This is a genomic window from Nonomuraea sediminis (assembly GCF_018531495.1).
In the GTDB taxonomy this organism is placed as follows: Bacteria; Actinomycetota; Actinomycetes; order Streptosporangiales; family Streptosporangiaceae; genus Nonomuraea; species Nonomuraea sediminis.
Genome location: NZ_JAHDTI010000013.1, coordinates 159874 through 182465, shown reverse-complemented (window position 1 = coordinate 182465; position 22592 = coordinate 159874). Strand labels below are relative to the sequence as shown.

Annotated in this window: 25 protein-coding genes; 12 read left to right on the top strand and 13 right to left on the bottom strand. The window is 67.2% G+C overall.

The window, feature by feature from the left end:
* Positions 1–4: 4 nt before the first annotated feature.
* Positions 5–3646: an nSTAND1 domain-containing NTPase gene (locus tag KIK09_RS43050; RefSeq protein ID WP_214325290.1), complete on the top strand. Its 3642-nt coding sequence runs from the start codon at positions 5–7 to the stop codon at positions 3644–3646.
* Positions 3647–3963: 317 nt separating this feature from the next.
* Here KIK09_RS43050 and KIK09_RS43045 read toward each other — a convergent pair whose 3' ends face one another.
* From KIK09_RS43045 to KIK09_RS43035, 3 genes are all read right to left on the bottom strand, one after another.
* Complete coding sequence (locus KIK09_RS43045) at positions 3964–4647, bottom strand: phosphatase PAP2 family protein (RefSeq protein ID WP_214325289.1); 684 nt, start codon at positions 4645–4647, stop codon at positions 3964–3966.
* 483 nt (positions 4648–5130) lie between these two features.
* A complete protein-coding gene (locus KIK09_RS43040; protein WP_214325288.1) occupies positions 5131–5646 on the bottom strand; it encodes a hypothetical protein in 516 nt (171 codons plus the stop codon).
* A gap of 1052 nt (positions 5647–6698) precedes the next feature.
* Positions 6699–7316 carry a hypothetical protein gene (locus KIK09_RS43035; protein ID WP_214325287.1) on the bottom strand — a complete coding sequence of 206 codons (618 nt, stop codon included), beginning with the start codon at positions 7314–7316 and terminating at the stop codon, positions 6699–6701.
* Positions 7317–7605: 289 nt separating this feature from the next.
* On the opposite strand from KIK09_RS43035, the gene KIK09_RS43030 reads away from it, so the two are divergent.
* From KIK09_RS43030 to KIK09_RS43015, 4 genes are all read left to right on the top strand, one after another.
* Positions 7606–7869, top strand: coding sequence for a hypothetical protein (locus tag KIK09_RS43030; protein ID WP_214325286.1), 264 nt, complete (start codon positions 7606–7608; stop codon positions 7867–7869).
* A gap of 779 nt (positions 7870–8648) precedes the next feature.
* Positions 8649–9386: a hypothetical protein gene (locus KIK09_RS43025; protein WP_214325285.1), complete on the top strand. Its 738-nt coding sequence runs from the start codon at positions 8649–8651 to the stop codon at positions 9384–9386.
* A gap of 449 nt (positions 9387–9835) precedes the next feature.
* Positions 9836–10024, top strand: coding sequence for a hypothetical protein (locus tag KIK09_RS43020; RefSeq protein WP_214325284.1), 189 nt, complete (start codon positions 9836–9838; stop codon positions 10022–10024).
* Positions 10025–10374: 350 nt separating this feature from the next.
* A complete protein-coding gene (locus tag KIK09_RS43015) occupies positions 10375–10662 on the top strand; it encodes a hypothetical protein (protein WP_214325283.1) in 288 nt (95 codons plus the stop codon).
* Positions 10663–10702: 40 nt separating this feature from the next.
* Here the strand turns inward: KIK09_RS43015 and KIK09_RS43010 are convergent, their stop codons facing one another.
* Complete coding sequence (locus tag KIK09_RS43010; RefSeq protein WP_214325282.1) at positions 10703–10984, bottom strand: hypothetical protein; 282 nt, start codon at positions 10982–10984, stop codon at positions 10703–10705.
* The gene (locus tag KIK09_RS43005; RefSeq protein WP_214325281.1) at positions 10981–11823 is read right to left on the bottom strand and encodes a DUF1963 domain-containing protein; all 843 of its coding nucleotides are present in this window, start codon (positions 11821–11823) and stop codon (positions 10981–10983) included. The genes KIK09_RS43010 and KIK09_RS43005 overlap by 4 nt, the downstream gene beginning before the upstream one ends.
* Before the next feature lie 368 nt (positions 11824–12191).
* Here KIK09_RS43005 and KIK09_RS43000 point away from each other — a divergent pair, with 368 nt between their 5' ends.
* Positions 12192–12554, top strand: a complete 363-nt coding sequence (locus KIK09_RS43000; protein ID WP_214325280.1) for a hypothetical protein — start codon at positions 12192–12194, stop codon at positions 12552–12554.
* Positions 12555–12601: 47 nt separating this feature from the next.
* On the opposite strand, the gene KIK09_RS42995 is transcribed toward KIK09_RS43000, so the two are convergent.
* From KIK09_RS42995 to KIK09_RS42985, 3 genes are all read right to left on the bottom strand, one after another.
* Positions 12602–13015, bottom strand: a complete 414-nt coding sequence (locus KIK09_RS42995; protein ID WP_214325279.1) for a hypothetical protein — start codon at positions 13013–13015, stop codon at positions 12602–12604.
* A 113-nt stretch (positions 13016–13128) separates the two neighbouring features.
* On the bottom strand, positions 13129–13719 hold the full coding sequence (locus KIK09_RS42990; RefSeq protein ID WP_308164669.1) for an HNH endonuclease family protein: 591 nt from the start codon (positions 13717–13719) through the stop codon (positions 13129–13131).
* Between the two features lie 17 nt (positions 13720–13736).
* Positions 13737–14072 carry a winged helix-turn-helix transcriptional regulator gene (locus KIK09_RS42985; protein ID WP_250574685.1) on the bottom strand — a complete coding sequence of 112 codons (336 nt, stop codon included), beginning with the start codon at positions 14070–14072 and terminating at the stop codon, positions 13737–13739.
* Positions 14073–14139: 67 nt separating this feature from the next.
* Between KIK09_RS42985 and KIK09_RS42980 the strand changes: the two genes are divergently transcribed.
* Positions 14140–14739: an NADPH-dependent F420 reductase gene (locus KIK09_RS42980; protein ID WP_214325276.1), complete on the top strand. Its 600-nt coding sequence runs from the start codon at positions 14140–14142 to the stop codon at positions 14737–14739.
* 5 nt (positions 14740–14744) lie between these two features.
* Here the strand turns inward: KIK09_RS42980 and KIK09_RS42975 are convergent, their stop codons facing one another.
* Positions 14745–15371 carry a maleylpyruvate isomerase family mycothiol-dependent enzyme gene (locus tag KIK09_RS42975; protein ID WP_214325275.1) on the bottom strand — a complete coding sequence of 209 codons (627 nt, stop codon included), beginning with the start codon at positions 15369–15371 and terminating at the stop codon, positions 14745–14747.
* Between the two features lie 75 nt (positions 15372–15446).
* Between KIK09_RS42975 and KIK09_RS42970 the strand changes: the two genes are divergently transcribed.
* On the top strand, positions 15447–15869 hold the full coding sequence (locus KIK09_RS42970; protein WP_308164668.1) for a MarR family winged helix-turn-helix transcriptional regulator: 423 nt from the start codon (positions 15447–15449) through the stop codon (positions 15867–15869).
* Between the two features lie 115 nt (positions 15870–15984).
* Here KIK09_RS42970 and KIK09_RS42965 read toward each other — a convergent pair whose 3' ends face one another.
* Positions 15985–16812, bottom strand: a complete 828-nt coding sequence (locus KIK09_RS42965) for a DUF4436 family protein (protein WP_214325274.1) — start codon at positions 16810–16812, stop codon at positions 15985–15987.
* A gap of 127 nt (positions 16813–16939) precedes the next feature.
* Here KIK09_RS42965 and KIK09_RS42960 point away from each other — a divergent pair, with 127 nt between their 5' ends.
* Entirely contained in the window at positions 16940–18124 is a 1185-nt protein-coding gene (locus tag KIK09_RS42960; protein WP_214325273.1) for a L,D-transpeptidase, read from the top strand.
* On the opposite strand, the gene KIK09_RS42955 is transcribed toward KIK09_RS42960, so the two are convergent.
* A complete protein-coding gene (locus KIK09_RS42955; RefSeq protein ID WP_214325272.1) occupies positions 18099–18269 on the bottom strand; it encodes a cell division protein CrgA in 171 nt (56 codons plus the stop codon). The two genes, KIK09_RS42960 and KIK09_RS42955, sit on opposite strands and share 26 nt — an antisense overlap.
* Before the next feature lie 10 nt (positions 18270–18279).
* On the bottom strand, positions 18280–18894 hold the full coding sequence (locus KIK09_RS42950; protein WP_214325271.1) for a TetR/AcrR family transcriptional regulator: 615 nt from the start codon (positions 18892–18894) through the stop codon (positions 18280–18282).
* An 85-nt stretch (positions 18895–18979) separates the two neighbouring features.
* On the opposite strand from KIK09_RS42950, the gene KIK09_RS42945 reads away from it, so the two are divergent.
* On the top strand, positions 18980–19396 hold the full coding sequence (locus KIK09_RS42945) for a hypothetical protein (protein WP_214325270.1): 417 nt from the start codon (positions 18980–18982) through the stop codon (positions 19394–19396).
* Positions 19397–19406: 10 nt separating this feature from the next.
* Positions 19407–20531 (top strand): cytochrome P450, encoded by a 1125-nt coding sequence (locus tag KIK09_RS42940; protein WP_308164667.1) that lies wholly within the window; start codon positions 19407–19409, stop codon positions 20529–20531.
* Here KIK09_RS42940 and KIK09_RS42935 read toward each other — a convergent pair.
* Entirely contained in the window at positions 20528–21130 is a 603-nt protein-coding gene (locus KIK09_RS42935; protein WP_214325268.1) for a TetR/AcrR family transcriptional regulator C-terminal domain-containing protein, read from the bottom strand. The genes KIK09_RS42940 and KIK09_RS42935 overlap by 4 nt on opposite strands.
* A gap of 69 nt (positions 21131–21199) precedes the next feature.
* Here KIK09_RS42935 and KIK09_RS42930 point away from each other — a divergent pair, with 69 nt between their 5' ends.
* Complete coding sequence (locus KIK09_RS42930) at positions 21200–22591, top strand: glycoside hydrolase family protein (protein WP_214325267.1); 1392 nt, start codon at positions 21200–21202, stop codon at positions 22589–22591.
* Position 22592: the final 1 nt, after the last annotated feature.

Sequence of the window (22592 nt, the reverse complement as noted above, 5' to 3'; positions counted from 1 at the left end):
AGGGATGGGGCGTCCGGAGCGGCCGATCGACCCTGCAGAGGGTCCGGTAGCACTGCTGGCCTGGCAGTTGCGGCAGTTGCGGGAGGCAGCGGGCAGGCCCAGCTATCGCCAGCTCGCCAAGCGGGCCCTGTACTCGGCGAGCACGCTGGCCGACGCGGCCAAGGGGGAACGGCTTCCCTCGCTGGAGGTGACGCTCGCCTATGCGCGGGCCTGCGGCGGCGACCCCGAGGAATGGCAGGCGCGCTGGAACGCCGCGGCACATCAACCGGTCGAGCCCGAACCTGTGTCGTCATCCCCCTACCAGGGTTTGATGGCGTTCCAGTGCGAGCAGGCCGAATGGTTCTTCGGCCGCGCACAGCTTGTGGACAGACTCCTCGCCGCGGTGGAGGAACGGCCGTTGGTGGCGGTGATCGGCGCGTCGGGCAGCGGCAAGTCCTCACTCCTGCGTGCCGGCCTGCTCGGCGCCGTCAAGGCAGACGACCGCTGGCAGTCCCTGCTGATGACGCCCGGCGAGCACCCTCTTGAGGAGTTGTCCGGCCTGGTGGCGAAGTTGTCCGGCGCCGACGCGAACGAGGTGGTCAAAGAACTGTGGTCTGATCCCGCGGCGCTGGACATCGCCCTTCGTGATGCCGTCACGGGCCGGACTCTGCTGGTCGTCGACCAGTTCGAGGAGGCCTTCACCGTCTGCGGCGACGAGGAAGAACGCGCGAGGTTCGTCGCTGCCCTGCTCGACGCCGCCGTCGGCCCGGAACGGCGCACCACCGTTGTGCTGGGCGTCCGCGCCGACTTCCTGGCCCGGCTGACCGAGCATCCCGGACTCGCGTCGGCGGTGGACGCGCCAGTCCTGGTAGGCCCGCCGAACGCCGACGAGCTGAGAGAGATCATCGTACGGCCTGCGGCCCGGGCGGGCCTGACCGTACCGCCCGAACTTGTCGCCACGGCGCTGGCGGACTGCGCGGGCGAACCGGGCGCGTTACCGCTGCTTTCGCACGCCCTTCTGGAGACGTGGCACCGGCGCACCGGAACCACGCTCACCCTGGCCGGCTACCAGGAAGCCGGGGGCGTACGACGGGCCATCGCCGAGACGGCCGAACGGGTGTACCGGAGCTTGGATCCCGCCCAGCACGCCACAGCTCGGAGGATCTTCCTGCGGCTCACCACCCTGGACGGCACCCGAAGGCCCGCGACCACGGCCGAGCTGGACGATACGGCCGATGTCGTGACGCGCCTGGCCCGCGCCCGCCTGGTCGTCGTCGACGAGGACCGGGTCCAGATCGCCCATGCGGCGTTGATCACCGCCTGGCCGCGGTTGCACCGCTGGCTGACCGACGACCGCGACAACCTGGCCGTACACCGGCGGCTCACCGAGGCCGCCCACATCTGGGAGCGGCTGGCCCGCGACGACGGCGCTCTGTACCGGGGCGCCCAGCTGGGCACCGCGACCGCCTGGTGGCAGGACCACCCTGACGAAACCAACCACCTCGAGACCGCGTTCCTGCAGGCCAGCACCGCCCGGGCGGACGCTGAGCAGCACACCGCCGCACGCCGTGCACGACTGCTCAAGCGGCTGCTGGCCGCGATGGCGGCGCTCGTCGTGCTTGCCGGTACGGCCGGCGGCCTTGCCCTGCGCCAGAGCGGCGACCTAAGGCAGCAGAACCTTGTCGCCGTGGCCCGGCAGGTATCTCTGCAGGCGCGCGGCCTGATCGCCACCGATCCTGCACTGGCCGGACGGCTGGCGGCCCGCGCGTACCAGCTCAACCCTGACGCGGAAACCTTGGGCGGGCTGCTCAGCGCGGCAGCCGTACCAGCGCCCCGCGAGCTCAACGTGGGCGGCGCACCGGCGCCCGGCATCGCGTTCAGCCCCGACCATGCCCTGCTGGCCACCGCCGGCGGGGACGGCACGATCGGGCTGTGGGACACCGGCTCCGGAGCCCGGCTCACCACCCTCGACGGCAAGTCCGGCCCCGCCAAGGCGGTGGCGTTCACCTCCAACGGCAACACCCTTGCCTCCCTGTCGGCCGACGGGGAGGTAGGCACGGTCATCCTCTGGGACGTGGCTGCCTACCGCCAGAAGGAGCGGCTCGAGGTACGGCAGGCGTCGGCCGCGCTGGCCTTCAGCGGAGATGGCCAGCAGGTCGCGGTCGGCCTGCGCTCGGGCGACATCGAGCTCGTCAACCTGCCCGACCACGGCCGGCGGATCCTCCATCACCACCGTCAACCGGTGGTGTCGCTCACCTTCAGCCCCGACGGCGAGCTGCTAGTGTCCGCCGACGGCACTTCCCGGCCCGCCGTCTGGAACCTCACCACCGGACAGGCACCATCGGAGCTCGCGGCCGATCACGTCGACGGGGTGCACTTCGGGCCGTCAGGCCGTACCCTCGCGGCCTCCGCCGACGACCGCGGCCTGTATCTGTGGAACCTCGACCACGACGAACCCGTCCGCATACCCGGGCCCGACCTGGACCGCGCCTACGGCTGGGCCATCTCACCCCCGGTGAACGGCAGGATCGCCGTCGCCGACGAGATGGGCACCATCTCCGTATGGGACTGGGCGACCCGCACCCGGCTGAACGTCTTCCAGGACCGCGGCCGCAACGAGACCTTCACCGTTACCCTCAGCCCCGATGGGCGCATGCTCGCCTCCAGCGGATTCAACGGCTCCATCGTGCTCCACGACCTGGACACAACCCCCTTTACCGGGATCAACGCCCCCGTCAATGACCTCAAGATCAGCCCCGATCGGCGGATCATCGCGGCCGCCACCAGCGACGGGCTCGTCCATCTCTACGACCCCGACGGCAGAATGTTCGGCACCCTCGGGCCCGCACCCGGCAAGGTCCAGGCCATCGCCTTCAGCCCGGACGGACGGCTGCTCGCCACCGCCACCCGCACCCGCGCCCTCACCCTTTGGAACCTCACTGACAGACGCCCGATCGGCGACACCATCCAGATCCCCAGCACCGGTACCGCCAGCGATATCGCCTTCGACCCCACCGGACGGCTCATAGCCGCCGCCACATTCGGCCCCTTCGTCTGGGAACTCACCGATCCGCCTACTGAGGTGACCGCCCGCTACCCCCCGCGGCTCGCCACCGCGCTCACCTTCAGCCCCGACGGACACACCCTCACGATGACCACCCCCGGCGGCAACATCATCGTGGCCGCGGTACCCACCGGCGAATTCCTCGGCGTCTACCCCACCGGTCAGGGGGCCATCCAGGACCTCGCGCTCAGCCCCGACGGGGCGACCCTGGCCACCGCAGGCGACAGCCGTACCGTCAAACTCTGGGACACCCGCACCCACCGCGAGCTCGGCACACTACGCGGGCACACCGCCCCCATCCAGACCCTGGCCTTCAGCCCCGACGGGAAGACGCTCGCGTCCGCAGGAAACGACCACACGATCATGATCTGGAACGCCGCCACGCGCACCCAGACCGCGACCCTCACCGGCCACACCGGCACCGTGAGCGGGCTGGCCTTCCTCACCAGCACCACCCTGCTCTCCGGAGGAGAAGACGGCAAGATCACCCGCTGGTCGCTGGCCCCCACCGCCGCACTCACCCCCCTCTGCCACCACCCCCTAACCCAGCAGGAATGGGACCTCTACCTGCCTACGCTCCCCTACCAGTCACACTGCGCATGATCTTCCCAGCGAAGCAACCGGTTTCAACGGGGCGCCAGTGCCGGCAGCTCCTTGGATGCCCCGGCCACCGCCATTGGTCGTCCGATTGCTCTTGTCGTGTATGGCCGTCCCACTGGGCGACGATCATGGACGTGAAGGTCCAGGAGCCCCGGCCTTGAGATCAAGGGCGGCGCACCGCGCCGCCACGCGGCCATACGCGGCGCGTACGGTCTGGGGGCCGTTCTCGTTCGGGCCGCGCAACGGGTAGCTATGAGGACGATCGCGAGGTGAGCAAGCATCCGGGCGGTGCCGGTTCCCCCGCAGTTGTCAGCAGGCGCTCAATCCCCAGTACGCCGGCGTTCGGCGAGGTGGCCCCACGCTGACACGACAGCGATGGAGACGGCCAGCAGCACGACGCTTCCGGCGATGTCGAGGACATAGTGGTTCCCCGTGATGAGCACGACTGCCGTCATACCCAGCGGAAAGATCCACGGCAGCAACGCCCATCGCGGATGGGAGGCCCGCAGCGCGCACCACACGGCATAGGCGCACCACAACGACCACCCCACATGCATGCTGGGCATCGCCGACAAGTTCTGGCCGTTCGCGATCTCTCGTGAGGCATGGCTGCCAAGGAGGTCGTGCTCGGCAATGATGTCGACGACACCCGGTAGAGCGAACCGTGGGGGCGACATGGGCAGCGCCCAATAGACGGGCAGCACGAGGACGACCATCGCGACGAGGGTTCGGCGGACCTTGATGTAGACATCGGCGTGCCGTACGAAGACCCACACCAGCACACCGATGATCACGAGGTAGTACAGGCGGTAGTAGTAGACCGCCGGCTGGATGAGGGCCGGATGCTCGGTCAGCCACTGGTTCGCCCTCAGTTCGATGTCCTGGTGGAGCGCCCGCTCTATGGATTGCAGGGCCAGAGCGTTGGCGGTGGCGGTGGCGACGTCCTTCCCGACGGCGGCATGAAGCCGTAAGAAGAGCAGGATCACGAGCAGCAGAACTGCCACTTCGACGAGAGGAGCGGGGCGCCCACCCATCCTCCCGACAAGTACGGCTGAGCGGGCACGTGTGACCAGGCGCGATAACCGGCCGGTGGCCACCTCACGTAAGCTCACGCGGGTCACACTAACCCTCCCCGCTTTGGCATGGATCATGTCAGCCGAAAGAGCCACCGCCGGGGCGCACCGGCTCCGAGATGATCGCCACACGCGAGCCAGGGTTGGTCACTGGCTGAGGTGGAAGCCTGATCCTCCCGCCCATCATCACTCGGGACAGGCCGAGCGGGCCAGGTGCGCGCCATGCGCAAGGAACACCAGGTTGCAGGCTGATCGTCGTGTGGGGTAACGAGGGATCAACCACGGTCACTCAGGACCGACTTCCTGCCCAGCTCAGGGCCCTGACGAGGCTGGATCATTTGCTGTTCCCAGCTGACAGTGCGGGTTGGACTCCCGTCACCCGCTCCCATCTCCATGAGCGAGAGATCATGCGTACTACTCACCGAGGTTGTGGCGCGCATAACGCGGATCCGGAGACCTGAACTCCATGCCGTTCTCGTCGAGAGCGTTGTAGAGGGTCACACGGCCGTGCGGGAAAACGAATCCGACAGCCACCATTCCTTGCGCCATGTCCTCGCCCGTCCACACGAGCAGCTCCACGCCCTGCAACCTCTGCCCCCTCAATCTCGCCAGTTCGACAGGCGCGCCCTCTCGCCATACCAGCTGGAATCCTCCGCCTGGCCAATCCAACGGCTGAGCCGGATCGACCGTGTTCCAGGTAATCGAGATTTCATCGAACTTCTGGTGGACGATCTCGACCTGCTCGCCCTCGAAATCAAGCAGGACCAGTCCATCGGGGAACCAGGCATCCTCGTTGAGGTCCCACACCAGTAGGGCGCGAGTCAGTGTTCGCCCTTCCAGCATCGACAGCCTCCGACCATGAGCGGCGGCGACCGCCGAGATTCCCCTCAACCAGGTGGGCTCATAGCCGTTGACCCCGAAGTCCGACATCTGGCGATGATGTCAGGAGCCGACACCAGGCCTCTACGCGCCAGATGTCGGCCTGGACAAAGGTGGCCGACGTGCTCGTTCGCATAGCGATCTATCACGGAGACTCGGCTGACATATGGCCAGGTCGGCGTCTCTCTGCCCAGTAAGCATGATCTTGAAGAGTTCCCAGGCTGACAGCATGAATTCGATTCCCGTCGCCCGCTCACATCGCGAGAGCCCAGGTCGGGGTGAGTTCCCGAGCTGGGCTTGATCTCGTTAGGGCCTGCATCAGCGGAGTGGTCAGATTCGTCCGCACCGCCGCTCGGTCAGCCGGTTCCGTCCCCGAAATACGGACGGCGCCGTTGCCGCCACCACGGCCAGTCAGGCGACGCACGGGGATCTTGTGACGTCCGGGCGAGAAAGCTTCTGTCGATGGGAAGCACCAGGCCATAGAAATGGGGCCTGGCCCAGCTAGGCAGCGCTCGGAGTATCTGTTCAATGTCACCACGCGGATCTATTTCCCATGAGCATCCAGGACATGAGCAGATAGGTGGAAGCTGGGTGGCCGTGCCGGGGACGACGTCCTGCGTCCAGGCAAGAAGCGCCGCGGCCACCTCGCCCGGCCGCAGAAGGGTGTGCTCCAGAGCGATCACTGCGGCCATTGGCCGGGAGGTGAGACCGGGGACCTGATGGATCGAGGGTCTGTGGGTTCCGCACCGTAACCTTTGCGAGCGGACCTCGGCGGGGCGCCTACGCGGCATGGCCCTTTCTGGTCGATGTCATAGCGTTGATGATCGCACACCGAAAGGTCCAGCTCCAGATCGATCTGTTGACCAAGCGGCTGTGGCCGGCCGCGAGCCTGCTGAACCCGCTGCGGCGAAGCGGTCCGCCCTTTGGAGCTGGAAAAGCAGGGCCCCGGGTTCGTTCTCGGCGAAGATCGCCAAATGCTTGTCGAGAGCCGAGATGATCGCCGGTGGGATGCCGACGACCCGTCGCCGCCCGGAACTGTCAAGGGCACCTTCGGGGCGCCGCCCTCGGCAGGACCACGGGCGTGAGGCGCCGGTTCTTGGTGGCTATCGGGAGCGGGCGAGGCGGTCGTTGACCAAGCGCTGGCGTTCGGCCGAAAGACCGCGAGCAGTCATGGCCCTATCCAGAAGATCAGCGTCGAATCCATGGGCCGCCATGTGGTCGAGGAGGGGTTCATATCGATCCGACCGATCGCGCAAGAGCTCTGTGGCCAATCGCAGTTCCAGGCGAACCACAGGAACACGATGCGAGCCACACGTGATCAAGACGAAGTGCTGCCACGGGCCGTGACCAACGCACTCCATCCCATCGGAGTCATCCTCCTGCTCAACCGTGCTGATCTCTAAATCAACCCCGTTCACCTCGTACCTGGCGAAATACTGCGAACTCTCGGGGAGCCAAGATGCCGCATACAGACAGGGGAAGGACGAGAGAGCGGCGGCGACCGTGTCCACGTCCTCCCGCCGAGCCAGCAAGACGTCAACATCTCCGACAGGAAGCTGAACACCTTGCAGCAGAGCGGCACCGGTGCCACCCACGCGGTACATCAGGTCGGCGGCCCCTACAGCCGTCAGGGCGGTGAGTGTCGTCTCTAACGCCGACGTCACGTCCTCCAGCCGCAGAGATGCCTCACCGGTTTCCATGACGATCAGCGTAACAATCATGAGTCTCCACCGTCATACCTCTGGTTGTCGGGGTTCGATTCCAGTCACCCGCTCTCAACAAGCAATAACCCTCGAGCCCAGAGCGTGCTTTTGCCATCGCGCCAGATCAGTTGGCCGTCCGATTCGAGAGCTCCCGCCCGCCTGCCACGCCCTTCGCCCTGCTTGGGCTTGGGGCCGCCGGAATCGGTTCCTGGAGTACTTCGCGGACGCTCAATCGATCATGCTGTGCTGGCGAAAGGCGCGTAGTGTTCGAGCTTGCCGCCCGAGGTGCTGAGAGGATGAGTAGCCCATGGTGTTAACCGGCCGGGAGCCCGGACCCGCGCAGATCATCGAGGATGCGCGGGTGGCCTATCAGCAGGGGCGCAAGATCTTCGTCGCACGGCTGAGCGCAGATCTGAGTAGAGCGTCGAAGGGTACGGCTCTGCCCGTGGTCGCCGAGACGATCGAAGCCATTGAGGCCGAAGGCTGGCGCGTCGACATGATGGCCAACGCAGTCTTCGGCATGGGCTTCGGCTACGAGAACATCACGTGCCTGTTCCGCCGCAGCGACTGACACGTAGACGGCCTTCGCATTCCTTCGTGGCCAGCGAGAGCCGTGCGGGTCCAAGTCCTTTGCCTGCCGTACCACGCGAGTCAGTTCGTCGGGACCCTCGTGAGCAAGGACATCCAATGCCTTCCCGAAGCGATTCACAGGGCGCGAGACCCCGCCGCGGCCCGATCTGTAGGTCTGGCCAGTACGGCTGTCGCGCAGCACCAACACGTCGTCCTCGATCCATTCAAGGACCGGATCGGACCCGTACAGGGCACCCATGACCGGCGACGACTTCAGATCACAGATGTCGATCTCTCCGCCCAGGGGCACGTGTTCCACTCATCGCCAGGTCGAAGCCGCGCGCCAGGTCCTCCAGACGCTTGGCCCCCGTGACGTCCTCACGTCCTCCAGGGCCACCCTTGGCGAGGCGTTGCCGGCCTCCGGCTATGGAGGGGCGGCCAGGGTGATCGTGCCGAGGAACGCTCCTCAGGGGCCGGGCCATTGTGGCGAACCTGGCGGATGCACCTGCGCGTCAGGCTTGCCTCCTCAGCGATCTACGCAGATGACAGCCGCTAGGTGTGAAGATCTGGATCGCCCCTTGGCGTCGTCCCCTGACTTCGTCGCAGAGTTTCGGAAGCTCCTCTGAGCAACTACATCGATCTTGCGCCTAAGCCCCTCATATTTCTGCACATTTGTCCGACAAGATCTGTCCATGCGCCCACAGGTCATGATCATCGCCTTATGCATGCTGCTCTTCGGCTGCGACTCGCCCCATGCCCCCCAAATTGTCTGCGGCGGACGTGGCCCAGCTCGTCGGCACCTACCTGGCGGGACACAAGGTGGTCAAACAGGAGGCGAAACAGGGGGATACTTCCGTCACCCTCATCACCGACAATAACGGGACCGATCTCACAGCCGACTTTGGATCTGGATTCAATGGCCGTTTGATCAAGACCATGGATGCCTCGTATATGCAAATGCCGCTCGGCAAGGAGGTGGCGCCGGGATTCGCCTGGGACAAGATCACGGACTATTTCGAGCCCTACAACCTGTTCGGGATACACACTCTCGCCGTTCTGGCAAACACTCTTACGGACAGTTACAAGGTCAACGAGATGTTCGCCGCCACAGGACGACTCGCTGCTACTTCGATGGAAGGAAATCTAACCCACTACACGATAAAGATCGACACAGATGCCGCAATCAAGAAGCTTGATCTGAAGGCGTATGTCAACTTCTACTCCCACACCATCATGATGCAGAAAGACACGGACAGAGTCGAAAAGGTGATAGCGGGAGACCCCGCAGCCGTCTCCGGGTTCCGCAGCAAGCTATCTACACAGTTCGGTCCGTCCATGACCTATGAGCTGTGGACAGACCGGCAAGGCCGTCCAGTCAGATACATCACGCGAGCCCATGATCCAAGCATCAGCATTACCGATCCGCACGTAGAGTCGCTAGAAGTCACCTTTTCCGAATGGGACAGCGCGGTCGTCAAGGCCCCGCCTGGAGACCAGACACGAGTCATGCACGAGTGATGGTCCACGGCTGTACGGCCTGTACTGCCGAATCAGCCCGATGCCTATCACGGCGGCGATGCGCTGCTTGGAGCTGCTGCCCAGCCCGTTGTATTCACTCCGACGCATCAGCCGCTTTCTGGGTTGACGGGGGCAGCGGGTTCCGGCTTTACGTACGTCTCGAGGTGTTCGCGAAAGCGCGGGAATGATCCCCTGCTGGATACAGATCGCCCCCACCCGAGCTTGTGGCCCTGAGGCCGGTTCGGAAGGTGCACGACGACGGTTCGGACGCCGTGCGCCTCGGGTGCCGTACGCCGAACACGTCGGCTGGGGTTGCCGCGCCGCCGTACAGGTGCAAACCCTGCGATCGCCATGGCGTGGTCGGTCGCCGATCGACGGTCCAAGGTCGTTCTCACCCTGGCTGACGGCCGGGCTTGACCCCTGGACTGATGGATTGCAGGGTACGGATCATGAGCAGGAGGCGCTACGTCGCCAGAGGTGTTCCCGGTGGCTACCGGATCTGGGATAACAAGGTGCGTCGCTGGTGGGGCGATGTCTATGAGTTGTGTAGTGACGACTTGCTCGTCGAATTGAACGGCGCGCGGGACTTCGACAAGGTCACGGCCCTCCTCAAGCGCTACCGAGCCATGAAGCGGTAGGCGGCGCTTCGCTCCAGGTGAAGGTTCTGCCAGATGGCGCCGGAGGTGGGCGGCGGGCCATGTTCATGAGCCTTGGCTGCGAACATCTACCGGATTTTCCGGGCACTCCAGGCAAACGAATAGGTAGAGCCACCCAGTATCGTGGATCACGAGATCGGTGGGTTCTGTATTTCCGGAGGGGCGTGAGGAGTGAGCAGGGGGACGGCCTTCGACGGGAGCCCATCGTTTCCCGCTCTCGATGTCGAATTCCAACCTACCTGGACACGGTCATCGAGCGCGGCACCGACCAGCCGATCCCGCCAGTGGATTGGCCCTGAGATCAAAGCCTTACGGACCCGAGAGTTGTTCACGTGTACGAAATGATTGGACTGTTGTACCAGACCGTGCCTTTAACGGTGGGTGGAGTCGGTTTCTTGGTCTTGTATTTCGCGCTGCGGCGCACGCGGTGGAGCTCCCACTACCTTCTGTGGCCGGCCGTCGCCTGGCTCCTGGCCGCACTGGACGAGTGGTACATGAGCACCTTCCAACCGCAGATGAACATCCGCGTCGACGCGCTGCCCTTCATGCTGCTGGTTGCAACGACCACGTTGTCTTGCGTTCCGATGACGTTTCTTCACCGGCGCCCACAGCGCCAGTAAAGCGTCGAAAGGCTCTCCAGGAGCCGCGCATGACGATGGGCTACTTGGTGAATGTGCCGTCCGGTTGCATGACCGATTCTCGTGTTGTCGAAGGGGTGGACGGACCCCGACGCCTGTTGTTCACGGCCACGATCATGCGGAGGCCACCGCCGGTGTCCGGGAGCACGTACAGGAGCACCTTGTACTCTTCGCCGTCGCGTCCGATGACATTATCCCAGTCCTTGTCGTCGTTCTCCGCCATCAGAGCCAGCTCGGAGTAGACCGCGACACGACGCCAACTGGCCAGGTACTCTTCGGCGATCTCAGCCGCGGCGGGGGTCATGAGCATTGGCTGATCGATTCCACGGGGCGATCGGGGCATTCCAGACAGGTGAACAGGTACATGGATCCTGCATCGCCGATCATGATGTCGGCGGGTTCCAAGAGTTCGGGGACCTGGTAGGGACCCAGTAAGTGTTGTTCTTCCAGGGGGGTCCATCGCCTGCATGATCCGGCGTCGTGCTCCCAGCTCGCGATCGTGAGCAGGTGCTGCATCTCGTGGCCGTGGTCGCATTCCATCGGATATGGGTCCTGGATCCAGTCGACCCACCCTCCGACCTTGGTGCCTGAAGCCGTGGACAGGTGTGACTGGTATTCCCACCCTTCGGGGTTGTCCGGAGAGGATTCCCACTCCCAGATCTTCTTGGTCAGCCTTGCCGGAAGCTCCCACACGGATTGGTACTCCTCCACGCGTTCCGGGGACAGGCTGCACGGCGAGGGGAGGAAGTCCGTGTCGCTCTCGATCGGTGCGGGAGCGTCGACTAGCACATCCGTGACCAGCCGTGAGTCTCGCCAGGTCACGTGCAGCGGGGGGACGTAGTCCGGTTCATGGGGCACCGGGCACCACAGCACCTGGCATAGATCCGTCCCGGTGGGAAACGGCAGTTCCGGGATGTCGCGCTGGTAGATCTGCAGGATGGGCACCATCGCTACCCGTCCCCCTAGACCCGAGGGGTCGTCGTGCTGGCGTGCTTCGCAGTGGGGCCATGGCTCGTCGGCGGGCCAGAGCAGTGGTCCGCCCATGGAACTGTCCGCGGCGGTCGGCGCGCCGCGGCGTGGATGCAGCCGGACGGTGGTCCTGCTCTGGCCGGCCAATTCGGGGAAGAGGGCGGCCACGTCCACTGGTGCGACTGGTGTCGTCAGTCCCATGCGCTGTCACTCCGATCATCGCGAAGCACCGTGATCGCACACCGTAGGGCACGGGTCTGACAGAACGAGATCTTGAGCAGGGAGTCGGGACAGATTGACGATTTTGGCGATCGAGGGGATGCCGGAAGCGGACGCGGTGAAGGTCGAGCCGTGGCCGATGGTGGCCGGTGCCGCGGGGGCTGGCGGCACCGGGTCGATGCCGTGATCCGCCTTCGCGCCCTCAAGGAGCCCTACGAACTGACCATCGCCCTCCGCGGCCGCGTCCGGTCGTCCCTTGCGGCTGGGGATCTGGGCGCCGCCGTCCACGCATCCGAAGCCGATGGTTTGTCTAGCCTGAGTCCATGACCGTGGTCGAGCAGTCCGTCTTACGCCGAGTCGCCTACCTGGGGGCGGCCCTGCTGATCGTCGTGCTCCTTCTGGTGGCAGTCGTGTCCCTGGCACCGACGCAGCACGACCGCTTCACACGCTCGGCGGCCGCCATGGAAGCGCTCGCCCGCACCCTCACCGAAGGCGGCGAACTACCGGCTCGAAGCCTCGGAGGCCTCCCCTTCGAAAGAATCTTCCGTAAGCACAACCAGGTCTACTTCCAGCAGGGCCGAAACGCCTTCACGGACGACACTTACGGCTATCTCTGGAGCCCCCACGCCCAGCCGCCGAACACCGACCACCTGACCGGCCCCTGGTACGCCTACCCCCAGCGATGAGCAGTGCGGAAGCCAGGCCGGGTAGGCCTGGCTTCCGGGGCGGGAGGCTATTGGCAGCGGGTCTTGGCGTCGGCGGAGATCTTGGCGGAGGATTCCTTGATCTTCGCTTGGGCGTCCTTGACCTTCGTCTGGATTTCCTGCAGCTTGGCCGGGTCTGCCGAGGCCTTGACGGTGTCCTTGATGGCGGTCTTGATTTCGTCGATGGCCTGGGCCTGCTCCTGCCAGTCGCCCTTCACGCTCTCGGGCGCCACTTCGGCGACCTTCTGGACCTCCGCTCTCGCCTTGTCCAGCATCTCGCCTATCTTGGCCGGGTCGTTGGTCTTGAGTTCCTGGCTCATCTGCTGGCCCATCTGATCGGCCTTGGCCACGGCGTCGCAGTAGGCGTCCGCGCGCGCGACCGTCGCACTCAGGCCCGTCGTCGCGATCGCCCCCGCCAGGATGATCCCCATCGCATGACGCACGGCACAGCTCCCTTCGTCCGCCCACAAAAGGGCGACATATCGGTACATAGGGTAAATGCCCGAATACGTCAGGTAGCCACACCAGGGACGGGCCATGATCGGGCAAAGCCCGGCTAGCTCCGCGAGCAGGTCCGCAGCATGTTCGCCAGCGCGATCTTCTCCCGGTAGGTGACGTGCAGCCGGTAGTGGTGCTTGACCGCGATCCAGGCCTTGGCGTACCGGCACCAGTACGAACGGCGCTGAGGCCGCCACGAGGCGGGCCCCTTGCCGCCCTTGGCGATGTTGGCCGAATGGCTGACGGTGATGAGCTCGGGCCTGGTCAGATCGTTGGCGAAGGCGCGCCGCCTGGCCTGGCTCCACTTCCACGCCCCGGAGATCCAGGCGTTGGCCAGCGGCACCACGTGGTCGACGTCGACCTGGGACAGGCGGGTCAGCCGTTTGCCGTCGTAGGGGCTGTACCAGATGCCGCGGATCGGGTGGCAGGCCTTGTTCCTGCGCACCCGGTGACCGTCGCGGGCCAGCACGGTCTCGCGTGAATCGCAGGTGCCCTTGTGATGCGCCCATCTCGGCAGGAACCGACCGTGGCTGTAGCCGCGCAGGGAGTGCGGCCTGGCCACGACCAGGTCGTTCAGGTAGCGCAGGGCGGTCGGCTCGGGCTTGTCGGCGGGGAGTACGGCCAGCGGGAGGAGCAACTGGATAATCACTCCTAGATCGCTACCCACTATCCCTGCGCGTCGAGCAGTTCCTCGCCGTGTTCGTGCGCCCATCGCCCGAGCGCCCGCATCGGGCCGTCGACGAGGCTGCGCCCCAGGGGCGTCAGCTCGTACTCGACCCGCGGCGGCGCCTCGGCGTAGGCATGGCGCGCCACGAGTCCGTTGCCCGTCAGCCGGCGCAGCGCCTCGGTCAGTGCCTTGTCGCTGATGCCGCCGATCGCGTCCCGCAACTCGCGCCGCCGGTGCGGCCGCTGGGAAAGCGCGGCCAGGACGACCGGGTCCCAGGTGTGGGTGAACAGGTCGGTGGCGGCGCGCAACTGGCAGTCCGCGACGAGCTCCCTCATGTCGCCCCCATCCTGACCCATCCGATACGCACCGATCGGTGCACATCGGGCCACCTACCGTACCGTCATGCGAATCGGAATTCTGGGCACGGGAACGCTGGCCCGAGCGCTCGGCGCGATGTGGTCGCGCGCGGGCCACGAGCTGCTGGTCGCCGGCCGTTCACAGGACAAGGCGGTACGGCTGGCCAAGGAGCTGGGCGCCACGGTGGTGACACCCCGCGAGGCGGTGGCGGGGCGCGACGCCGTACTGCTCGCCGTGGCATGGGACGGAGTGGCCGACATCCTGCGCGAGGCCGGCGACCTGGCGGGCACGCCGCTGATCGATCCGACGAACGCCGTCGAGCACGGCGTCGGCGTGCTGCTCACCGAGGGATCCATGGCGGGACGCGTCGCCGAGCTGGCGCCGGGCGCGCACGTGGTCAAGGCGTTCCACCTGTTCCCGACCGAGCAGTGGGCGCGGGGCGCGGCGCCCGTCACGGTGGCGATGTGCGGCGACGATCCGGAGGCGCTGCGCGTGACCGGCGAGCTGGTGCGGGACGCGGGCGGGGTGCCCGCCGTGGTGGGAGGGCTCGAGCGTGCGCGTCAGCTGGAGGAGGTGGCCGGATTCGTGATCGGGATGGCCTTCGCCGGGCAGGACCCGAACGCGGCCATCCCGAAGGTCGCCTGAGGGAGTCAGCCTGTACGGCGGAGCGTCACGAGACCCTCCCCCGACAGCATGGAGGCCCCCGCGGGGCGGCCTGTCAGCACCAGCAGGATGGCGCCGATCGGCCCCTCGACCAGGGACCCTTCACCCGCGGACCAGTCGCAGTCGGTGGCCGCGAGCCGGATGCCGCGCATCCGGCGGCGGGCGAAGAAGGGCCAGGACATCTCCCACACGCGCTGCGCCGCCACGGCCCCCGCCGCGGGTGGCACGGGGCGCTCCCTGCCGAGCGGGACGGCGATGTCCTGGCCGTGCACGATGGCGTCGATCAGCGGCTCCAGGTCGCTGATCACGGGCGCCTTCCTGCGGGAGCCGACCATGGCCCGCAGGAGGATCCCGTACTGGCGCACGGGGAGGGCGGCCTGCCGTACCGCGGAATCGTGGACCATGCGGTCGAAGCCGCCGCGTGCTTTGAGGAACTCGGTCAGCCCGAAACGCCAGCCCATCTGGGCCAGCGTCAGGTGCGCGGCCACGTCGCGGACCCGCCAGCCCTGGCACAGGGACGGGGTCTCCCACTCCTGGTCCGACAGGCCGTCGAACAGGTCGGCGAGGCTGGATCGCTCCTGGTCGATGGCCTGCCACAGCTCGTCGCGGTTCATCGCGGCTCCGCTCAGGATGATACGATTATGGAACTATATTGATTCGATAATCTGTCTAATGTCAAGGAGTTGGCGGTGAACCTCGGCCTGCTGTGCTTCTTCCCTCACCGTGCGATGGAGGCCAGGGTCATGGACGCACTGGCGGCGGCGGGCTTCGACGACGTCACGCTGGCGCAGGCCCGTGTCTTCCAGCGCGTCGGGCCCGACGGCACTCGTCTGACGGACCTCGCCGAGCAGGCCAGGGTCAGCAAGCAGACGACCACGTTCCTGGTGGACCAGCTCGAGCGCGCCGGCTACGTCGAACGCGTCCCCGACCCCACGGACGCCCGCGCCCGCCTCGTGCGCATTGCCCCCCGCGGCCGGGAGGCGGTCGCCATGGCCCGCCAGATCGAAGCGGAAGTCGAAGCCGAATGGACCGCCCACCTAGGCAAACGCGACACGGAAACCCTCCGCCGCATCCTCACCAACCTCCGCGACATCACCGACCCCTACCGCTGACCGCCCTGCTCCTTACGGCCCGCCCGACGTCACGGTAGCCGGTTCGAACCAGCCCAGCCCAGGACCACCATTCGTCGACTCGAGGAACACGGCTAGGACGGGACCGACAGACCGCCTAGGCGTTCTTCTCGGTGGTGACGCCGGCGGCGGTGACGATGACGAGGCTGGCGGCGACGATGAGTTCGGCCCAGAGGAAGGCGCCGTAGTCGAAGACCGAGCCGATGGGCGGGCTGCCCGGGGCGGCGTTGCGGAAGCTGACCAGGGCGAACAGGGTGGCGGCCATCCAGGCCATGGCCGGCCAGACCAGGCCGCGGCGCTGCCCGACCAGGATCCAGGTGGCCGCGAGGACGGCCAGCGCCAGCGCCCACATGATGATCATCATGAGCCAGCACAGGATGAGGCTGCCGCGCGAGCGGGTGACCAGGACCTCGAAGGACGCGTATCCGGGGCCCGCCTCGCGCTTCTGGACCTTGACATGAAAGAACGGGTCCGTGTCGCGCAGCGACAACGAGACGGGAACCGGCTTGCCGGCGGACAGCACGGAGAACCCGATGGTCGAGCTGTAGCGGTCGAAGGGGTAGTCCGTCACGATCCCCTCGGCGGGCATGCGCAGGCGGCTGAAAGAGACGCGCTGGTGGGCGGGGTAGATCACCTCGCCGTTGCGCTCCAGCGAGGTGGTCTGCAGCGTCAGCTCCTTGCTCAGCGTGGCCCCCGATGCCAGGTCGCCCTGCGCCTCGGGGAAGACACTCACGTTGAGCGTCCGCGAACCGGGGTCGAGCTTCTGCACGTCGGCGATCAGATCGACGCGGTTCGGCGAGCGGGTGTCGCCCACGGTCCAGGTGGCCTCGCGGCTGTCGCGCTCGCTCAGGTAGAGCCCCAGCCCGCCCGCCACCACCGCGACCAGCAGCACTGCCTGGACGGCCACACGAAGTGATCGAGACATGACTCCATGAAATCAGCCGGCGGTGGTAATCACGGCGACGGTGGGTAGTAAGCGTTCTTGAGAGAGCATGCAAAATCGTGGCTAAAGTGGATATTTGACCACTTGTCGGGCACGAGAGGGGTCGCTGATGCGGACGGTGGCTGGCGCGCTGGCTCTCGCGCTGCTCCTCACAGCGGGATGCACATCCAACAGCGGCGGAGACCGCAATCCACTCACCGGTCAGCAACAGCAACCGGAACAACAGCAGGCGAAACTGGAGATCACCCCGGCGGACGGCGCCACGAAGGTGCCCCCCGACGCGGCCGTGAGCGTGAAGCTCGCGGCAGGCAAGGTGACCCGGATCAGCGTGGCCGACGGCAAGGGCCGCGAGGTCGCCGGGGGCGTGGCCGCCGATGGCAGGTGGCTTCCTCGCTGGCCGTTCCATCCGTCCGAGACCTACACCGTCAGGGCGGAGGCGACCGGCGCGGACGGCAAGGCGGTGCAGGGCGAGGCGAAGTTCACCACACTGAAGCCCAGGCGCGTCCTGCAGAGCGGCATGGCCCCGCTCGACGGCGAGAAGGTGGGCGTGGGCATGCCCGTCCAGCTCCTGCTGTCGCACTCCGTCACCGACAGGAAGGCGGTCGAGCGGTCGCTGACCGTGCAGATGTCGCAGCCGGTCGAGGGCGCGTGGAGCTGGGTGAGCGACCGCGAGGTGCAGTTCCGCCCGCACGAGTACTGGCCGGCCGGCGAGCGGGTGAAGGTCGTCGCGCACCTGGCGGGCGTCAAGGCCGGCGACGACCTGTGGGGCGCCAAGGACCGCAGCACCTCCTTCACCGTCGGCGCCAGGCACATCACCAAGGTCAACGCCAAGACCCACCAGGCCGTCGTGACAGACGACGACAAGGTCGTCAAGACGATCCCGGTCAGCCTCGGCAAGCCGGGCGACGACAGCTATTCGGGCACGATGATCGCCCAGGAGAAGGCCGCCGACATCATCATGGACTCGGCCACCACCGGCCATCCGGGCGAGTACCGCATCCCGACCAAGTGGAACGTCCGGCTGACCTACAGCGGCACGTTCGTCCACGCCGCCCCCTGGTCGACCGGCGCGCAGGGCAACTCCAACGTCAGCCACGGCTGCGTGAACGTCAGCCCGGCCAACGCCAAGTGGTTCTACGAGTTCACCCAGCGCGGCGACATCGTCATCGTCACCGGCACCTCGAGGAAGCTCCGGTTCGGCAACGGCCCGACACCGTGGGCCAAGTCCTGGGAGCAGTGGCTGGCGGGCAGCGCCCTGGGCAAGCCGGTCAGCGTCTCACCGCTGACAGGATGAGGAGCACAATCCCCAGAAAGATCAGCAGAAACCCGATCAGCACGTTCCAGGTGCCGAACACCCCGAGGACCGTGGGACTGACGTAGTAGACCGCGAGCCACACGAGGCCGAGGGCTGCCGCCAAGGGACCTGACCAGCGGGGCATGCGTCCTCCTTCAGGGATCGGCACGTCCCTGTCTATCGCGGGGTACGGCGGGCCGCACCTGGAATCCGCTGATCGACTTGCGGATCAGGTAGCCCCACTCGTCGCGGATCCGGCGCCGCTCGTCATCCGGCGCCTCGGCCAGTGCGAGCCCGGCACCGCCCAGCATCCAGAAGGAGAACTTGATCAGGCTCTGGAGCGCCTTGTCGGCCACGTACCCGGCCTGGACCAGCGCCATGATCATGGTCTCGACCATCGGGTAGGCGTACTTCTCCTCGCACGTGCGCCAGCGGCTCCAGCCCAGTGCCGCGGGGCCCTCGAGCCAGACGAGCCTGCCGTACAGCGGGTCGCAGCACTTGTCGAGGAAGGCGTCGAGCGCCTGCATGGCGGCCTCCCACGGGTCGGAGGAGGTCGCCTTCTCGGCGATCTCCCGCATGACGACCTGCTCCATCCGGTCGAGCACGGCCTCGAAGAGCGCCTGCTTGCTGGCGAAGTGGTGGTAGACGGCGCCCCTGGTCACCTGGCTGGCGGCGGCGACGTCCTCCAGGGCGGTCCTGGCGTATCCGCGCTCGGCGAACAGGGCGGTGGCCTCGTCGAGGAGGGCCGCCTTGGTGGCTTCTGAATACATTTCGCGCCGGGAGCGGGCCGATGACATACGCTGAGTTTATCGACATACTCTGTGTATGTGTCCTTCTGTGAGTAGGTGATCGCACGTGGGGAACTGGGATCGGGCCCACCGGAGATACCGGCTGGTCCACGCGGCCGCGGAGGGCTTCACCGCCAGTGGTTCGCTCGAGCCCTGGCTGCCCGAGATCGAAGCCGAGTACGGCGACTTCGACGCCTTCCTCCGCGACGTGCAGGTCCGGTACTTCCGCGGGATCGAGGCCCGGCTCGAGAACGGTTCCGCGTTCGCCGAGGTGGCAGCGGCCTATCCGGAGATGCACCGGCTACTGGGCGCCTACGCCGGCCATCCCGCGCTCACCGAGGGGCACGACCGATTCCGCCGTTCCGTGCTGGCCGTCACGGGGATCGACCCGGGCGTGCCGTACGAGAAGGGAACGTCCGATGTTCGACCCGTTCGCACCAGGTTTTACCGAAGATCCCTATGTCCAGTACGCCGCCCTGCGTGAGCATGAGCCGGTGCACGAGAACCCGTTCGGGTTCTGGCTGCTGACCCGCTACGAGGACGTGTCGTCGCTGCTGCGCTCCGGCCATTCGGTCGAGGAGCGGCACGTGGTCTCCGAGGGGGTCTTCGAGCAGATCCGCCAGGACACCTTCGGCGGCGAGACGCAGCGCATGACCGGCCTGTCCATGCTCGACAGGGACCCGCCCGACCACACCAGGCTGCGCAGGCTGGTGTCCAAGGCGTTCACCCCGCGGGCCGTGCAGGCGCTGCGGCCGCGCATCGTCGAGCTCACCAACGGTCTGCTCGACGACATCGAGCGGGCGGGGCAGGTGGACCTGGTCAGCTCGCTGGCCTTCCCGCTGCCGTTCGCGGTGATCGCCGAGATGCTGGGCACGCCGCCGGCCGACCACGAGCGGCTCAGGAAGCTGACCGGGATCGTGGTGCGCTCCCTCGAGCCGGTGGCCGACCCCGACACGGCCAAGGCGATCATGGACGCCGACCACGAACTGTCGGAGATGGCACGCGAGATGATCGCGTGGAAGCGCGCCAACCCCGCCGACGACCTGCTCACCGCGCTCATCCAGGCCGAGGACGACGGGGACGTCCTCGACGACGACGAGCTGGTGGCCCAGACCCTGCTGCTCTACATCGCCGGCCACGAGACCACGGTGAACCTCATCGCCGGCGGAGCCCTCCACCTGCTGCGCAACCCCGACCAGCTGGCGCTGCTGCGCGAGGACCCTGGGCTGGTGGAGAACGCGGTCGAGGAGATGCTGCGTTACGACAGCCCGGTCCAGCAGAGCCGCCGGATCACGCTCGAGCCGACCGAGGTGGGTGGCGTCGAGATCCCCGCCGGCCAGTTCGTCCTGGTCAGCCTGGCCTCGGCCAACCGCGACGAGGGCTTCTGGGGCGACGACGCCGACCGGTTCCAGGTACGGCGGGCCAACGCGCGCCAGCACCTGTCCTTCGGCGCAGGCCATCACCACTGCCTGGGTGCCTCACTGGCCAGGCTGGAGGCCGCCGTGGCCTTCGACCTGCTCGTCGCCCGTTTTCCCGGCCTGAAGCTGGACGGCGACGTGGAGTGGAACGGCCGGATCAACCTGCGCGGCCCCGGCCGCCTGCCGGTCGCGGTCCGCTAGCCGAGCTCGGCCCGCATCCCGGCCAGCAGCCAGGCCAGGCCGCGCTCGAAGACGGCGTCGAGGTCCTGGGCGGCGGCGACGATCCCGGCCACGCCGGGACGCTCGCCGGACCTGAGAATGAGATCGTCCAGGGCCTCCTCGCCGAGCTCGCCGCCCTGCTGCTCGGCGAAGGCGGCCCCGACCGCGTAGTTGCTCACGGTGACGAACGCGGCCGCCGCCGACTCGGCCGTGAATCCCGCCTCCATCAGGCGTCCGACCAGCTCGTCGAGGTAATCGACCTGATAGTCCGCGGTGGGTCTGGCCGTCAGCAGCAGCAGCGCGCCGTCGCGATGCGAGCGGACGGCCTTGCGCTGCGCGCGTGCCAGCTCGGCCAGCCAGTCCTGCCACGTCTCCGGCAGCGGCCCCCTGGCGACCGCCTCCTGGACCATGGCGCGGCCCATCGCGTCCAGCAATTCCTGCTTGCTCGCGAAATGCCAGTAGAGCGCCGTGGCGTGCGCGTCCAGCTCCTTGGCCAGCCGCCGCAGCGACAGCTTCTCCAGCCCGACGTCGTCGAGCAGGCGCAGCGCGGTGCGCACGATGAGGTCACGGTCGAGGGCCATCGCCGCCGATCCTAGCCTCCTAAACAGTGTTGAGGTACAGTGACTCAACACTGTTTAGGAGGCATCGTCATGGAAGAGCTCCGCCTGGGCGTGGTCAGAGGGATCACCTACGGCCACTTCGCCCCGCCCGAGAAGTTCGTGCCGGCGGCCCGAGAGCTCGGCGCCGGCGCGGTCCGCGCCTACCTGTACTGGCAGCAGGTCGAGCCCGAGCCGGGCCGCTTCACCTGGGACACGGTCGACTCGCTGCTCGCCCAGCTCGACGGCGAGGAGGAGGCCTGGGTCACCGTCTGCTCCAGCTCGCTGTGGGCGACCGAGAAGGCCACCGACTTCCTGCCGCCCTCCCCCGCCCGCGACCTGGACGCCTACAAGGCCTTCGTCCGCGAACTGGTCGCGCACTGCGCCGGGCGGGTGAAGTACTGGCAGTGCGACAACGAGCCGTCGGTCCCCATCCTGTGGGCGGGCACCCGCGAGCAGTACGCCGCCCAGCTCGCCGCCTTCGCCAGCGCCGTCCGCGAGGCGGACTCCGCCGCGACGATCGTGCTGGCCGGGATGCCGCCCAACGACGAGCACGGCGTCTTCGCCTACCTGGCCGAGCACAGCCGCGACCACTTCGACGTCTTCGACATCCACCTGTACGGCGACGCGTACCGGATCCCCGAGCGGATCGAGGAGTGCAGGGCGCTGATGGCCGCGCACGGCTACCAGAAGCCCGTCGTGGCCGGCGAGTACAGCGGCCCGGTCCCCTTCCAGATTCCGGAGGTCTTCCCCTACCTGGGCCACGTGATGGAGGAGGTGATGAAGCCGGCCAACGCCGAGCAGGGCTACAGCTCAAGCGACCTGGGGCGCAAGGCCCCCGAGCACGACGCGATGGTGGCGCTCTACGAGCGGATGGCCGAGCTGCCCACCGAGGTGCAGATGTTCATGGAGGGATGCCCGCCCGAGGCCGAGCGCCTGCGGCACCGGTGGAACGCCCGCGACATCGTGATCCGCAACCTGCTCGCCCTGTCGGCAGGCATCCGGCTCACGCTGTGCTGGAACCTCGCCCCCGAGATGCCGCGGGTGAGCATCCCGTACCAGGTGATGACCTTCATGTTCGACAAGCTCAAGCTGATGGACTATGACGGCGACGCGCTGGGCCGGCGCTACCCGTCGGGCGAGGCGCTGGCGCTGACCAACCGGATGCTGCGCGGGGCGGGCGAGGTGGTCAGGCGGGAGGTGCCGGGCAGCCCTGAGCTGTACGTGTTCGAGGTGGACCGCGGGTCGCGGCCGCCGCTGGTGGTGGCCTGGGAGCGTCGCGACGAGCTCACGGGCGAGGACCTGCCGCCCACGCCGTTCGAGTGGCCGTGGCCGCACCCGGCCGTGGCGGCCGTGAACGCGCACGGCGAGGCGGTCTCCGCCCGCGTCGCCGGTGGCCGGGTGCTGGTCGATCTCACCTCGGCCCCCGTCTTCCTGGAGGCCTGAC